General features: G+C 65.3%; 14 protein-coding genes. 3 read left to right on the top strand and 11 right to left on the bottom strand.

Features of this window, described 5'->3' with window-relative positions; all coding sequences use genetic code 11:
- Positions 1 to 111: 111 nt before the first annotated feature.
- Positions 112 to 1,224, top strand: a complete 1,113-nt coding sequence (locus AU192_RS18365) for an NAD(P)H-dependent amine dehydrogenase family protein (protein WP_064398676.1) — start codon at positions 112 to 114, stop codon at positions 1,222 to 1,224.
- On the opposite strand, the gene AU192_RS18360 is transcribed toward AU192_RS18365, so the two are convergent.
- The 11 genes from AU192_RS18360 to rplS form a co-directional block, all read right to left on the bottom strand.
- A complete protein-coding gene (locus tag AU192_RS18360) occupies positions 1,202 to 1,678 on the bottom strand; it encodes an Rv2253/PknI dimerization domain-containing protein (protein ID WP_082695063.1) in 477 nt (158 codons plus the stop codon). The genes AU192_RS18365 and AU192_RS18360 overlap by 23 nt on opposite strands.
- Positions 1,678 to 3,369 (bottom strand): MCE family protein, encoded by a 1,692-nt coding sequence (locus AU192_RS18355; protein WP_064398881.1) that lies wholly within the window; start codon positions 3,367 to 3,369, stop codon positions 1,678 to 1,680. Before AU192_RS18355 ends, AU192_RS18360 begins: the two co-directional genes overlap by 1 nt.
- Positions 3,369 to 4,529: an MCE family protein gene (locus AU192_RS18350; protein WP_064398674.1), complete on the bottom strand. Its 1,161-nt coding sequence runs from the start codon at positions 4,527 to 4,529 to the stop codon at positions 3,369 to 3,371. The genes AU192_RS18355 and AU192_RS18350 overlap by 1 nt, the downstream gene beginning before the upstream one ends.
- Positions 4,526 to 5,938 carry an MCE family protein gene (locus tag AU192_RS18345; RefSeq protein ID WP_064398878.1) on the bottom strand — a complete coding sequence of 471 codons (1,413 nt, stop codon included), beginning with the start codon at positions 5,936 to 5,938 and terminating at the stop codon, positions 4,526 to 4,528. The genes AU192_RS18350 and AU192_RS18345 overlap by 4 nt, the downstream gene beginning before the upstream one ends.
- Positions 5,935 to 7,035 carry an MCE family protein gene (locus AU192_RS18340; protein ID WP_064398876.1) on the bottom strand — a complete coding sequence of 367 codons (1,101 nt, stop codon included), beginning with the start codon at positions 7,033 to 7,035 and terminating at the stop codon, positions 5,935 to 5,937. Before AU192_RS18340 ends, AU192_RS18345 begins: the two co-directional genes overlap by 4 nt.
- Positions 7,035 to 8,060 (bottom strand): MCE family protein, encoded by a 1,026-nt coding sequence (locus tag AU192_RS18335; protein WP_064398673.1) that lies wholly within the window; start codon positions 8,058 to 8,060, stop codon positions 7,035 to 7,037. Before AU192_RS18335 ends, AU192_RS18340 begins: the two co-directional genes overlap by 1 nt.
- On the bottom strand, positions 8,057 to 9,250 hold the full coding sequence (locus AU192_RS18330) for an MCE family protein (protein WP_242656973.1): 1,194 nt from the start codon (positions 9,248 to 9,250) through the stop codon (positions 8,057 to 8,059). The genes AU192_RS18335 and AU192_RS18330 overlap by 4 nt, the downstream gene beginning before the upstream one ends.
- A 594-nt stretch (positions 9,251 to 9,844) precedes the next feature.
- Positions 9,845 to 10,150: a DUF2469 domain-containing protein gene (locus tag AU192_RS18325; protein ID WP_064398671.1), complete on the bottom strand. Its 306-nt coding sequence runs from the start codon at positions 10,148 to 10,150 to the stop codon at positions 9,845 to 9,847.
- A gap of 54 nt (positions 10,151 to 10,204) precedes the next feature.
- Positions 10,205 to 10,936: a ribonuclease HII gene (locus AU192_RS18320; RefSeq protein ID WP_064398668.1), complete on the bottom strand. Its 732-nt coding sequence runs from the start codon at positions 10,934 to 10,936 to the stop codon at positions 10,205 to 10,207.
- A gap of 27 nt (positions 10,937 to 10,963) precedes the next feature.
- The gene (lepB, locus tag AU192_RS18315; RefSeq protein WP_064398871.1) at positions 10,964 to 11,779 is read right to left on the bottom strand and encodes a signal peptidase I; all 816 of its coding nucleotides are present in this window, start codon (positions 11,777 to 11,779) and stop codon (positions 10,964 to 10,966) included.
- An 86-nt stretch (positions 11,780 to 11,865) separates the two neighbouring features.
- Positions 11,866 to 12,207 (bottom strand): 50S ribosomal protein L19, encoded by a 342-nt coding sequence (gene rplS, locus AU192_RS18310; RefSeq protein ID WP_064351209.1) that lies wholly within the window; start codon positions 12,205 to 12,207, stop codon positions 11,866 to 11,868.
- Between the two features lie 323 nt (positions 12,208 to 12,530).
- On the opposite strand from rplS, the gene AU192_RS18305 reads away from it, so the two are divergent.
- Together AU192_RS18305 and AU192_RS18300 are read left to right on the top strand one after the other, a co-directional pair.
- Positions 12,531 to 13,454 carry a serine hydrolase gene (locus AU192_RS18305; protein ID WP_064398665.1) on the top strand — a complete coding sequence of 308 codons (924 nt, stop codon included), beginning with the start codon at positions 12,531 to 12,533 and terminating at the stop codon, positions 13,452 to 13,454.
- 82 nt (positions 13,455 to 13,536) lie between these two features.
- Positions 13,537 to 14,061: a hypothetical protein gene (locus AU192_RS18300; protein WP_064398663.1), complete on the top strand. Its 525-nt coding sequence runs from the start codon at positions 13,537 to 13,539 to the stop codon at positions 14,059 to 14,061.
- The last annotated feature ends 1 nt before the right edge of the window (position 14,062 follow it).

Below are 14,062 nucleotides of genomic sequence, written 5' to 3'. Positions count from 1 at the left end.
ACGACCGACTCTAACCTAATTTTTGTTCTGGTTGCGTTTAATAGTGAATGCTATTCTCAGACCTGGCCCGAGACATGGATCTCGCCCCGTCGCGCTCTCCGAGGAGGATCGATGACCGGAGGCAAACACCGCGTGGTGGTCTGGTCGACCGGCGGAATCGGTTCCATTGCGATTCGCGCGATTTCCCAGCGACCCGACCTGGAGCTCGTCGGGGTATGGGTGCACTCCCCCGACAAGGACGGTATGGACGCGGGCGAACTCGCCAACGGACAGCCGATCGGGGTGGCCACCACCACGGACGCCGATGCGTTGGTCGGGCTGCGGCCCGACTGCGTCGTCTATGCGGCCAGCGGGCCCGAACGTGACGCGCTCGCCATCCCCGACTATGTCAAGCTGCTCAACGCCGGGATCAACGTGGTGACGACGAGCACCACCCACCTGGTCAATCCGCATGCCTACGAACCAGCCGAGTGGCGTGATCAACTGGCCGCGGCTGCCAAGGAGGGACAGGTCTCGCTGTACGCCTCAGGCATCGAGCCGGGCTTCGTCGCCGATTACCTACCGCTTGTGCTCAGCACCCAGTCCTCGCAGATCGAGAAGATCCACGCCTACGAGATCGGCCTCTACGACGATTACGGCGTACCCGACATCATGGGCGACGCCTTGGGATTCGGGCGGCCACTCGACTACCAGCCGTGGATCTCCTTCCCCGGCGCCATCGCCGGCGAATGGCAGGGGCAGATCCGCATGGTCGCCGAGGCGCTCGGCGTCGAGGTGCAAGAGGTGCGCGAGACGTTCGACCGCGCGGTGACCGAGCGGACGCTGGAGGTGGCGATGGGCACCGTCGAGGCGGGGACGTGCGGAGCCCTTCGGATGCAGGCCATCGGCATCGTCGACGGCTGTGAGGCGATCGTGATTGAACACGTCACCCGGTTGGCTCCGGATGTGGCTCCGCAGTGGCCGACGCTGCCGAATGCGCTCGGCTATCGGATCGTGATCACCGGTCAGCCCGACATCGAGTGCACGATGGCAGCCACCGTCCGCGACCGCAAGGACGCGGCCATCGAAAGCATGACCTCCGGCGCGGGCGCAATGGTCGCCACGGCCATGCGTGTCGTCAATGCGGTGCCCTATGTCATTGCCGCACAACCGGGTCTGCTCAGCTCGGTCGAGCTACCCTTGACGATCCCGCGGCACGCCTTCAACCCACGCGGGTCAGCCTGAACGGCATCTCGATGTCGAGCACCTTGTTGAAACCGCAGGCGCCACTGGGACCCTCGGTCTTGTCCCACCCCTCGTACTTGTTGGGGTCCTGCGGATAACCCAGCCAGAACACCCACGACTGCTTGCCCGGGTAGGCCGTACCGTCGATGCACGGTTCCCAGTCCGGCACGGTCCTGGTCACCTTCCACCGGCCGCTCATGTACACCAGATCCGCGCTCCAGCCCTGGTCGCTCTCGACCCGACCGGTGCAGTCCTGATACGTGGTGCACGAAGAAGTGATCGTCCACGTCTGCGTCACGCTTGCCTCGTCGTGACGCGAGTCGTTGGTCGTTGCCCACCGGCCGTCGGAAAACGCGGTGAACACGCCGTTGATCGCGACCTCGTTCTGCGCCTGTGCGAGCGGTGCGGAGTGCACCGCCGCGGTGATCGTCACCGCGATCGTCAACGCCCGTATCACTGCTCGCCTCCCTCGTAGATCAACTGCTGCCACGACTTCGGGCGCTGCGCGAGATCAGTTTGGCGGCCGACGTTTCCGTCCGGCGTTGCATACTGGCCGGTCTGCGGGTCGTAGTGCGCGATGGCGACGGATGGTCCCTCCGCGGAGCGCCCGGTGGTGACCGAACTCGGCGTTGCGGGTACCGTCCCGGCCGGAGGCGGCGAACCGTCTGACTGCGGCGGTGGCCCGTGTGGGGTCCCCGCCTGAGGTGCGGGTGCATCGGCGGCGCCCCGCTGGTCCACCGGTTGCGAAACAAGGGGCGGGATCGCGTTCGGAGGCAGCGACGGCATCTTCGCTCCGGGTGCGAGCGGCGGAGGCGGGATTGGCGGCACCATGCCCTGCGGCAGTGGCGTGCCCTCCAGCGGGGCGAAGAGGTTCTCGTCGGCAGTGACCCGATCATCGGGCGGCACTCCCTGCGCGATCAGGTTGGGATCGATCGGGTAGGGCCCGAGCGAGTGCTGGCGCATCGCGAGCGGTTGATAGGGTTTATCGCTGTAGCACAGCTCGACGGTGGGCGCTCGCTTGCCCGGCACACCCATACAAGGCGCGTTGCGCGCACCACGCACGACGATCGGCGAGTCCTGCGGCAGCTTGCAATACAACCCGTCCGGCGTGTCGATCGTGGTCTGATCGTCCGGGCTCCGCCATTGCGAGGGCGGCAGGAAGCCGACGGTGCACGGGTTGGGGTCGGCCATCTGAATGCGGAAGTCACCCAGGGCGATACCGGTGGGATTGTTATGGGGAGCCGACGACTGCACGTTGGCCACGAACGGCGGTAACAGCACGAGCACCTGCTCCAGCGAGGGGCGGTAGGTGACTGCAACCTGACCGATGGTGGTCATGTTGGCCAGCAGCACCGGCAGTGTCGGCTTGATCTGCTCGAGCAGGCCGGCGACCTCATCAACTGCGGCGGGACCCTCGTCCAGAAGAGTGCGGAGCTGCGGGTCGTTGGCAACGACCTGACCGGTGATCCCGGCGAGGCTTCGCGCCCACACCCGCAACGAGTCGGTCGAGCGGACCTGCGAATCCAGCAGAGGCACCGAGTCTTCGGCCAACCTCGCCGAGCGCGACGGGTCCTCGTTCAGGGCTTCGGAGAGCGTGGCCGATGAGTCCACCAGCGAACCCATGTCGAAGCCGGCTCCGCTGAACGCCTTGTACGATTCGTCGATCAATTCGCTCAGGCGACCCTTGGGGATGCTCGCGATCAGGGTGTTCACCTGCTCGAGCATCGGGCTCACCGGCTGCGGAATCGTGGTGTCGGACACGGCGATCACCGATCCGTCTTCCAGATACGGCGGCGACTCGGTGCGCGGAAGCAGCTCGACGTACTGCTCGCCGACGGCTGACACGCTGCGCACTTCGGCCTGCAGATCGGACGGGATTCTCGGCGAGGTGTCGAGCCGCAGCGTCGCGGTGGCCTGGGTGCGGGACACGTCCATCTCGGTCACCTTGCCGACCTGCACCCCGCGATAGGTGACGTTGGCGAACCGGTAGAGCCCACCGGAGGACGGCAACTCCAGTGTGACGGTGATCTTCCCAATGCCCAGCAGGGTGGGCACCTGCATGTAGGCGAACACCATTGCGACCACGCCGATGATCGACGCGATCGAGAAGATCACGAGCTGGATGCGCACCACCCGCGGCAGCATCAGCCACCACCCCCCGGTTCCCACGGTGCGCGCGCAGCATTGGGAATCGGGCCGAAGGGCGGCGAGGTGCCAACGCCCAGTGGGAATTTGGTGTAGTACGCGTCGTATCCGGGGTCACCCGGCGCGGGAATCAACGATGCACGGTTCTGCCCGAGCGCGGTGCCGAGCAGCAATCCACGCTTGAGCCGCGCGTTCGTCCAGTCCACCGTGACGAAGAGATTCACGTAATCACCGCGCACCCCGCGGTCGATCAAGTTCTGGCTCAACGGGAACGTCGGCAAGGCAGCCAGCGCCGTGTCAATCTCTGCGCCCACGTCGGCGAGCGCGCGCAGGGTCGGCTCCAAGTTCTGCAGATTCGTCACGAGGTCGGCCTGCGTGTCGTTGATCAAGCCGGAAACCGTATCGCTGAACTGCCCCAACCGATTCAGTGCGGTGGTGAAGTTGGGCCGTTCCCGGATCAGGACGTCGAGCGCGGGCGGAATTTTGTCAAGCGCGCGGGTGAGCAGCCGTTGTTCATCACCCAACCGCTGCGAGAACCTGTTCAGCTCGTCGATGGTCGCGATGATGTTGTCGCGCTGTTGGTACAGGGTCCCGACGAAGGTGTCCAGCCGGGTGATCAAGTCGCGCACCGTTCCCTGACGTCCCGATAGCGCGGTGTTGAAATTGGCGATGATGTCGCCGATCTGGCCCAGTCCCCCGCCGTTGACCACCGCCGCCAGGGACGACAGCGTCTGTTCCGTCGACGGATAGGTCGACGTCCTGTCGAGAGCGATGGTGGCGCCGGGACTGAGCCTGCCGCGCGGTTCGTCGCCGGGCGGTGGGTCGAGCGCGACGTGCATCGATCCCAGGAGGCTGGTCTGCCCCACCGTGGCCACAGCGTTGCCGGGCACCACGACCTCGGGCTTGACCGAGACCTCCAGGTCGATGTGCCAGCCGTGCAGCGTCATCTTCCCGACGCTGCCGACCACGACATCGTCGATCATCACCGGCGAATTCGACTCGAGGGTCCCGATATTCGCAAGTTCGAGGTGGTAGACGTTGCTATCCGACCCTCGGCCCACCGCGCCCGGCAGGGGCAGCGAGTTGACCCCCTGGAATGAGCAACCGGTGACCGTCAGCAGGATGCTCAGGCCGACCGCCACCATCCGACGAGCCGTCATGAGGGAGCTCCACCGTGTGGGACCGGGGCCACCGCCGCCGGTGGCGCCTGAGCACTCGGCCGCTCGGCGGGCAACAGCATGTCCTGCACGGTCGGCGGGCCCGGTGACGCCGGCGCGACGGCCGCGGGCGGCGGACCGGGCGGGGCGGGCGGCGCACCCCAGCCAGGGGGCGGCGGCACGTCGCCGATTCCCGTGTAGGCCGACACCGCGGGCGGGGGCTCGGGCCGATCGTCGGGCGGCCCGCCCGCACCAGGCATCAGCTCCGGTTCGGAATACCGCAGCATGTACGGGGGCGGGTTCGACGTCAAGAAAAGGCTGAATGGGAACGGCACGTTGTTGATGCTCGCCGTGCGCAGGCCGGGCCCGAGGTACTGCGCGCACAGCTTGCCGGTGGTTGGCGAGGTGACGTTCTGGAGCGCCCCGATCATGCCGCAGAAGGCCCACACCGGATTCGACAGGTTGTTGAGCACGAACACACCGCTGGCGGCGCCGGTACGCGGGTCGAACATGTTGACCGCGTTGGCGATCGAGTGCGGCGCGATGTGCAGTACGTTCTCCAGTGCCATGCGATTGTCGACGAGGTTCTGGGTGACGTTGGCCAGTCGCTGAATTTGTTCGGCGGTCTGGTCTCGGCTGCCCCTGATGAATCGGGTCGTCTCGCCCACGACGGCGGACAAGTTCTTCAGCGCGGCGTCGAGATCGGATCGGCTGTCGTCGACGACGCTGGTCAACGTCGCGAACCTGTCCTGGAACTGCACGATCTGCTCGTTGCTGTCGCGCAGCGCGGTGACGAACGTCTGCAAGTGGTTGATGGTGTCGACGATGTTGCCGCTGCCGTCGGCGAGTATGCGACCGACACCCGAAAGCTGCGCAAGCGTTTGACGCAGTTTGTCGCCGTTGCCGCCGAGCGCGCCGGCCGCGCTGTCGATGAACCTGCCGACCGAACCAGTCGACATACCCTCGGCGGGGCCAAGGTCCGTTGCCAGGCGCATCAGCTGCTCTTTGACCTCGTTCCACTCGACCGGAACTGCCGTGCGGTCCAACGGGATAACGGCACCGTCGGCCATCACCGGCCCCGACTCGTAGGCGGGTGTCAGTTGGACGTACCGCGCCGAGACCAGGTTCTGCGCGACGATAACCGCCTTGGCGCCGGCGGGCACCCTGATGCCGTGGTCGACGACCAACCTCATCTCGGCCTGCGTGCCGACCGGTTTGATCGATTCGATGGAGCCCACCTTGACGCCGGCGATACGGACCTCGTCACCGGGGTAGATGGCGGTCGCGGTGGTGAAGTGGGCGGTGATGGTCGTGGGCCGCAACACGGTCTGCCGGAACAGGACCACGGCGCCGCCGACGAGGGCCACCGCCAGCGCCACTGCGAGCGCACGCTTCACCCAGATGTTGTTCATCGCCCCGGACCCCACTGCTCATGGGGCATCGGAATTCCGTTGTACGGGAACGGAAGCTCGGCGCGCGGCCCGGCATTGTCGGGCGGCTGGCCGGCGTTGACCCCGCGCCGGAACCCGAACGCATAATCGAAGAACGGCTGGAAAATCTGACCGAAGAAGATGTTGGGTATGTAGGCCTGGTAGTAGGGACCGTTACCGATCGTCTCGCCCAACGTGATCTGGAACTTCGCCAGCCCGGGAAGCGCTTTGGCGATGTTGTCGCGGTTGCGCTCCAGGATCTCGGTGACGCCGTTGAGCTTCTCCAATGTGGGGGCGAGCTGTTTCTCGTTGTCGGCGATGAGGCCGGACAGCTGCTGGGACAACGCCGATGTGTGCGCGAGCAGTTCGACGATGGCGTAGCGCCGCGCCGACAACACCGACACCAGGTCGTTGGCGTTCAGAATCAGCGTGCTCACCTGCTGGCTGCGGTCCGACAGGATCTCGGTGACATCGGCGCCGTTTTCCAGCAGATCGCCCAGCGTCTCGTCACGGTCGTTGATCGCCCTTGACAACCGGGTCAGCCCGTCGAACGCCGGGCCCAGCTGCGGCGCCACCTGGTCCAAGGTCGCCGACAGGGTGTCCAGTGATTGGTTCAACGACGCGGTGTCGGTACCGGCGGTGTTGCTCGTCAGCTCGCTGACCGCCTCGGTCAGCGAATACGGGGACGCGGTGCGCGACACAGGGATCACGTCCATCGGGTGCAGCGATCCTTCGCCCTTCGATTCCAGGGTCACGACCCGCTCCCCCAGTAAGGTCCCGGTTCGGATGTGCGCGGTGGTGTCCGACCCCAGCGACACCGAGCCGTCGACCACCAACGTCACCAGCGCGTTGCGCCCCTGGAGCGCAACGGTGGAGACGGTCCCCACCTTGATTCCCGAGATCGTCACGTCGTTGCCCGCCGCCAGCCCCCCCGCGTCGGTGAACTGCGCCTGATACCGCACCGCGGTCGCCCATGACACCAGTCGTTCCGGTGCCAGCCCGACGGCGATGACGAGGACGATCAGCACCACGCCGAGAATCCCGGCGCGGATGAGTTGTCTGCCACGGTATTTCAGCATCAGGGCTCGGCGCACCTCCCGTTTTCCTGTTTGAGCCAGGGGAAGACGGCGGTGCGGCCCTGCAAGTCCGTCACCCGCCACTTGAGTTCGCAGATGTAGTAGTTGAAGAAGCTGCCATACGACCCGGTACGAATCAGCTTTCGGTAGTTCTCCGGCGCCTTCTGCAGGCTCGTGTCGATCCGGTCCTTCTGGAAGTCGAGGTTGGGCGCCAATCGGGCAAGCTCATCGATGGTGCCCGCCAGCGGCGCGCGCGCATCGCTGAGGAGGTCGGCCACGGACGCCGAGCCGTTGTTCAGCGACTCGATCGCTGTGCCGATCGGATCGCGTTCAGCCGCAAGCTCCGTGACGAGCTTCTCCAGGCGGTCGATCGTGCCCGAGAACTTGTCCCCCTCGCGATTCAGGGTCGTAAGCAGGGTGCGCAGATTGTCGATCAGCGCCTGGATCGTCTGATTGTGCTCGGCAAGGGCTGTGGTGAATCCGGAGGTGTTGTTCAGCAGCGACTGCAGGGTGCCGCCCTGCCCCTGGAAGATCTGGATCAACGACGCCGACAAGGCGTTCACATCCTCTGGGTTCAGCCCTCGGATGACGGGTTTGAGGCCACCGAGAAGGAGGTCGAGATCAAGGGCACCCTGCGTGCGCTCCACCGGAATCTGTGAGTCGGGTGGCATCGGTGTTCCGTCGGGCCCCTCGATCAGCTCCAGATACCGGTCACCGACCAGGTTCAGGTACCGGACCGCGGCTCGCGTGCCCGTGGTCATGCGCACATTCGGATCGGCGTCGAAGCTGACCAGCACGGTTTTGTCGGGGCGTAACTTGACGCTGTTGACCGTGCCGACCCGCATCCCGGCCACCCGCACGGACTGTCCGGTCTTCAGCCGGGAGGCGTCGGCGAACACCGCCGTGTAATCCTTGGTGCTGCCGGTCTGGTACTGACCGAAAATGAAGAACAACGATGCGGTAAGCAACGTCATCACGAGCGCGAAAAGCCCGAACTTGACCACGGTCGGCCGCAGCGAACGCCTCATCCGGGCATTCCGATCTGTGCTGTATTACGGGGCGGCCCAGCCGTTTCGGTATCGGGGAACATGATCTGCTTGATGATGTCGGCATTGAGGACGATGCCCGGATAGGTGCGTCGCCACGGATTGGTACCGGTGTCTGCCACCACATACGGTGCGACGGTCTCGAACGGCAGCTTCGGCAGCCCGGTGCACTGCGGCCCCCCTTCGGCGCCTGCCTTGGGCAGATCCAAGGGATAGCGATACCGCTCCTGCGCCCACAGGAAGCCGGCCAGCACCTCGACGCCCGGCGCTTTCAACGGTGGGAAATGCGCTGACTCGACTATGCCGGCCAACGCACACCACAACGCCTGGTTGTACTCGTTGGTCAACGCCGTGGTCGGAACCAGAAGCCGCACGACGTCGGTCAGCGCCTGACGGTTCTGCGTGATCACCTCGTTGCCGACATCGGCCAGGCCGATCACGCTGACGAGCGCCGCATCGAGATCGTCCTGCTCGTCAACCAGGGTCTCGCTGATACGTGTCGCGTTGTCGGTGATACCGATGAAATCCCCTGCCGCGTCTGCGTATGCGCGAAGCACTCCGGGAGCCAGTTTCAGATCGCGGTTGAGCGCCGGCAGGCTGGGCTCCAGCGTCGCGAGGTAGGAGTCGAGGTCGGAAAGCATCTTGCCGAACTTCTGTCCACGACCGGATACGGCTTGGGCGATCGCACCGAGCGTGGCATTCAGTTTCGCCGGTTCGATCGTGGACAGCACCGAGGTCAGCTGCTCGAAGACGGTGTTCACCTCGACCATCACATGCTGGGCCTCGATCACCTGACCGGCGCGCAGCGATTGGGGTGACGGCTCTTCGGGAAAGACGAATTGGACTTGTTTGGCGCCGAACACCGTTGGCGACGCGATGTCGACGAGCGCGTTGGCCGGAATCGCATCGAGCCGCGAAGGATCCATCGCCAGATGCAGTGCCGCCTCACCGCTGGGCAGTTCTTCGATCGCCTCTACCCGTCCCACCTGGACGCCACGGATTTCGACCTTGGCATCGGGATTCATCACCAGGCCGGCGCGCTGCGAGATCACGGTCACCGGAACGGTATCGGCGAAGTCGCCGCGAAATAGGCTCGCCGCCAAAGCGAACACCGCCACGAGTGCGGCGATCGACGCCAATCCGACGAGCGGGCGCAGCAGATAGCGCTTCACCGATCGCTCCCGCGCTCATGCCCGAGGTGCCCCGCACCGCACCCCGCCGATCGGTATGACAAGCCCGCTTTCCCCCCAGTGTGCGATCGAGGACGGTGCAGGACTTTACGCCGGAACATATCTTTGGGTCAATCGCTCCCGTTATCAAGCGGATTTTATTTGTCGCAGATCCTCTCCCCGGTAGCGGCAAAGCCAATATTTGTTTGCTGCACAAGAATGACACACAGTTCACTGCACTTCAACAGGCAGAAATGGGACAATTCGGTGTTATCTGTCTCGCGCTCGTGACGTACGTGACCAAATTGTCAGGTAGGCCGACCGTCGGGCTTGCATGGAACAATGATTAGGCCCACTGCGGGCATTATTCAGCGCAATGACAAGTCGACGGATACAACGCGTCGTCGACGATGCGACTCAATCGTGCCGTGCGACCGACGCCGCGCGAAGCCAAATGGCAATTATTACGAGAATAGAGACGGGCAGTCTTGGAAAGGCCGGCCCCTGTGATTCGGCGCGAAACGTGTTGGTATTTCGGGCGACTACTTACTGTCGCAAGCGTCAGTTGATCGACGCGGCGCGATCGAGGCGCCCCGCCTATTCCGGGAGCCGCAATTCGGGCTTTTCGACCTCTTCGATATTGACGTCTTTGAAGGTGATCACGCGGACCTGTTTGACGAAGCGGGCGGGCCGGTACATGTCCCACACCCAGGCGTCGGCCAACCGCAGCTCGAAATAGACCTCTCCGTCGGAGTTGCGCGGAACCAGTTCGACGCTGTTGGCGAGGTAGAACCTCCGCTCGGTCTCCACCACGTAACTGAACTGGCCGACGATGTCCTTGTATTCGCGGTAGAGCGAGAGCTCCATCTCGGTTTCATATTTCTCGAGATCTTCGGCACTCATCGCTCAGCTGTCCTTCATCTTGGTCGCTGCCCCCTTGTTGGCTCCCATTGTCCCCTACCCCGCTTCGTCACATTGCTCCGGTGGACCCACGTGGCGGGAGTCAACCAGTTCGGTCACCACTCTGATTCCGCCAGCCGTGGCCACCCGGCGGACATTGATGAACGAGTGCCGGTGCTGGCTACAGGGCCCCAGCTCGGCCAGCGCTGCGCTGTGCGCAGGCGTGCTGTAGCCCTTGTGAAGGGCGAAGCCGTACCCAGGGTGTTCGGTCTCCATCTTCACCATCAGACGGTCCCGGCTGACCTTGGCCAGCACGCTGGCCGCCGCGATACACGCCGCCGCCGCATCGCCGCCGACCACCGGAAGCGACGGCGCAGGCAGCCCGGGGACGCGGAAACCGTCGGACAGGACATAGCCCGGTCGCACGGACAGGCCCGCGACCGCGCGGCGCATGCCCTCGATGTTGGCCACGTGCACGCCGCGGCGATCCACCTCATGCGAGGGGATGAACACGACGTGGTAAGCCAGAGCGTAGCGCCGAATCAAGGGGAAAAGCCGCTCGCGCTCCTTTTCGTTCAGCTTCTTCGAATCGTCGAGCGCCGAGAGGCTCTCCAACCGATTCGGGCCGAGGACACAGGCGGCGACGACAAGGGGGCCCGCACACGCACCGCGGCCGACCTCGTCGACGCCGGCCACCGGCCCGAGGCCGCTGCGATACAGCGCAGATTCCAGGGTGCGCAGCCCCGAGGATTTCCGGATCACAGTGCGCGGAGGCCATGTCGCCGGCAAGAACAGCTCTCCTAGTGCGTCTGGCGTTTACGTCTGCGGGTTCTCGCTGCCCACACCACCCCAACGGGAGGGGGGCCATGCGATGAACCGCGCCTTTCCGATGACATTGTCCACCGGGACGGTGCCCGCCGTCGGGTCACCCGTGCACAGCAGACCCTTCTGGGCGTCGGCCGGTGTGTTGGTGCAGTGCGCGCGGGAATCAGCCGAGTGGGTGCGGTTGTCCCCCATCACCCACAACCGGCCTTCAGGCACTTCGACCGGCCCGAACTCATTCCCTAGGCACGGATAGATGGCCGGGTCGGCCTGCATGGTCTCGGGGTCCAGGTACGGCTCGTCGAGGCGCTTGCCGTCGACGGTCAACCCGGTCGCCGCTCGGCATTCCACAGTCTGGCCGCCCACCGCGATGATCCGCTTGACGAGGTCGTTCTCGTCGGGCGGGACGAAACCGACGACCGAGAGCGCGTTCTGCACCCATCGGATCGCGGTGTTGTCCGAGCGGATCGACCGGTAGTTGATGTTCCAGTTGGGCGGGCCCTTGAACACGACGACGTCGCCGGGCTCGGGTGACGAGAACCGGTAGGTCAGCTTGTCGACCATGATCCGGTCGCCGGTGCAGCCCGGGCAGCCGTGCAGGGTCGGTTCCATCGACTCCGACGGAATCAGATACGGCCGGGCGACGAACGTGAGCACGACGTAGTAGATGACGAGCGCGATCGAGATGAGGATCGCGAATTCTCGGAGCGCACCGCCCTTTTTCTTGGGCTTTTCCGTCTCGCCATCCGGCTCGGCGGTCTCGGGCCGGTGCTCGGCTGATGATTCGTCGGGCTCTGAGGAACCGGTCACCGCATCAGGGTAGCCAGCGCCGTGCTCGGCCCCGCGCTGCTCGCGCTCCAAGGATCAAGCCCCGGCGCCGACGGCCGACCGGGATGTCAGCGCTTTTCCTTGATCTTGGCTTTCTTGCCGCGCAGCTCACGCAGGTAGTACAGCTTGGCGCGACGTACGTCGCCGCGGGTCACGACGTCGATGTGGTCGATGTTGGGCGAATGCACCGGGAAGGTCCGCTCGACGCCGACGCCGTAGCTCTCCTTGCGCACGGTGAAGGTCTCCCGGACACCGCCGCCCTGGCGACGCAGGACCACACCCTTGAAGACCTGGATGCGCTCCTTGGAGCCCTCGATGACCTTGACGTGCACGTTGACGGTGTCGCCGGGACCGAAGTCCGGGATGTCGTCGCGCAGTGATGTCTGATCGACGAAGTCCAGCGTGTTCATCGGTGACACTTCCTTGCGGTTGGCGGCTGCGGGCGCTGCAGTCACGTGGACGCCGTGACATGGCCTGCCGAGCCGATCTGATCGGGCGAATCGGGGTGTATCTCGCAGCGGGCGGAACGAGCCGTTCCCGGGTCCTGCACAGACAACTGCTCAATTGTGCCAGATGAGACCTGATCCAGCGAAATCGCGCCGGGTCCGTCGGTCCGCGCTTCGCGAGGTTACCTAAGTAGGCACCCCGGGTAGCCAGTGATTAGGGTTGACACCAGGGTCGAAGCAACGCGGCGGGGCCCCGAGTTTCTCATCCGGGCCATTCGAGGAGGGTCATGCAACGGCGGCCGTCTTTGCTGGTCAAGACGATCGCAATCGCCGCCGCTGCGATCGTGGTCGTCGCTGGGTACGAGACTCAAGCACACGACGCGCCATCGACCGTCATCGCGCCGCAAGGCGGCTCCGGACCGCTGCCCGAATCCCGGCCCGACAAGCCCGCCGCCTCCTTCGGCGGGCTCGTCGCCCGCACGCGCCAGGCCACCGAGCAGGCCGCCGGGGCCGGTGCCGACCTCTCCGTCGCCGTGCTCGACCGCAATACCGGGACTTTCGTGTCCAACGGCAACAACGAGGCGATGCCGATCGCGTCGGTGGTCAAGCTGTTCATCGCCGACGACCTGCTGCTGCAGGAATCGCAGGGGAAGACCGAAATCACGCCCGAGGACCGCAAGGCGTTGGATGCGATGCTGCGGTCATCCGATGACAGCGCGGCCGAGATCTTCTGGAATCGCGGAGGCGGCAGCGAGATCGTTTCGCGCGTCACCGCGCGATATGGCCTGCGCGCGACCAGCACGCCGTACAACGGCCGCTGGTTCAACACCTTGAGCACCACGGAAGATTTGGTGCGGTACTACTCAGAGTTGCTGTCGGGCGGCGGCGGCCTACCCCCCGACGAGACCGACGTCATCGTGTCGAACCTGGCCAGGTCCACTCCGACGGCGCCCGACGGCACCATGCCCGGCGGTGTCTACCCGCAGCGGTTCGGCATCCCCGAAGGGCTCTACGAGGAGCGGGTGGCGGTCAAGCAGGGCTGGTTCTGTTGCTGGAACGGCGGAAACTGGGTGCACTGGTCCACCGGGGCGATCGGTACCGATCGTCGATTCGTCATGGCGATCGCATCGATGCAGCCCGCCGACGACGCCACCGCACGCGACACGGTGACGCAGGCGGTCAAGACCATGTTCCCCGGCGGCCGAATCTAGTCCCCGCGTAGCAAGTCGCCGAAACTCGGCGAGAACCGCGAAAAGGGCACTTCGCGCCGCGCGAATCCGGCACGCTGCGTTGATGACTCCAGCTGGGCATCTGCCGACCATCTCGCGCCGGGCCGCACTCGGTGCGTTCGGGCTGAGCGCCGCCGCCATGGCCACCGCGCCGCAAGCGGCGGGTCAGCTCGATCAGGGCTATGAGGCGATGCTGATGAAATGCATCGACCCTCGGTTCACCACCGAAACGTGGAAGTACATGTCCGGCCGCGGGTGGCAGAACAACTACAGCCAGTTCGCCTTCGCCGGCGGGCCGGTCGGCGCGGTGGCCCCGGCGTTCGCCGGATGGCACGAGACATTCTGGGAGAACCTCGCGATCTCGGTGGACCTGCACTGGCTGACGCGGTTGATCGGTATGGCACACCGCGACTGCGGCGCAGCGGCAGTGGCCTACGGCGACCGGGTGCTGACCGACAAGGTGTACGAGACCGAGATGCTGTCGGGGGCGTTGCGGGCGTTCCGGGACGAGGCCGGCCGGCGACAGCCTGCCCTCGTCGTCGAACTCGGCATCATGGATCTGAACGGAGTTGTCGAAGTCGTCACCTGAG

This window comes from Mycobacterium lehmannii (assembly GCF_001499925.1).
In the GTDB taxonomy this organism is placed as follows: Bacteria; Actinomycetota; Actinomycetes; order Mycobacteriales; family Mycobacteriaceae; genus Mycobacterium; species Mycobacterium lehmannii.
This window is presented reverse-complemented; position numbering and strand designations above follow the sequence as displayed.

Bases quoted from the DNA above. Each gene is read 5' to 3' on its own strand.
- AU192_RS18300 (WP_064398663.1), top strand. From the start codon at position 13,537: ATGACTCCAGCTGGGCATCTGCCGACCATCTCGCGCCGGGCCGCACTC.
- AU192_RS18325 (WP_064398671.1), bottom strand. From the start codon at position 10,150: ATGAGTGCCGAAGATCTCGAGAAATATGAAACCGAGATGGAGCTCTCG.
- AU192_RS18340 (WP_064398876.1), bottom strand. From the start codon at position 7,035: ATGCTGAAATACCGTGGCAGACAACTCATCCGCGCCGGGATTCTCGGC.
- AU192_RS18335 (WP_064398673.1), bottom strand. From the start codon at position 8,060: ATGAGGCGTTCGCTGCGGCCGACCGTGGTCAAGTTCGGGCTTTTCGCG.
- AU192_RS18345 (WP_064398878.1), bottom strand. From the start codon at position 5,938: ATGAACAACATCTGGGTGAAGCGTGCGCTCGCAGTGGCGCTGGCGGTG.
- AU192_RS18350 (WP_064398674.1), bottom strand. From the start codon at position 4,529: ATGACGGCTCGTCGGATGGTGGCGGTCGGCCTGAGCATCCTGCTGACG.
- AU192_RS18355 (WP_064398881.1), bottom strand. From the start codon at position 3,369: ATGCTGCCGCGGGTGGTGCGCATCCAGCTCGTGATCTTCTCGATCGCG.
- AU192_RS18305 (WP_064398665.1), top strand. From the start codon at position 12,531: ATGCAACGGCGGCCGTCTTTGCTGGTCAAGACGATCGCAATCGCCGCC.
- AU192_RS18365 (WP_064398676.1), top strand. From the start codon at position 112: ATGACCGGAGGCAAACACCGCGTGGTGGTCTGGTCGACCGGCGGAATC.
- rplS (WP_064351209.1), bottom strand. From the start codon at position 12,207: ATGAACACGCTGGACTTCGTCGATCAGACATCACTGCGCGACGACATC.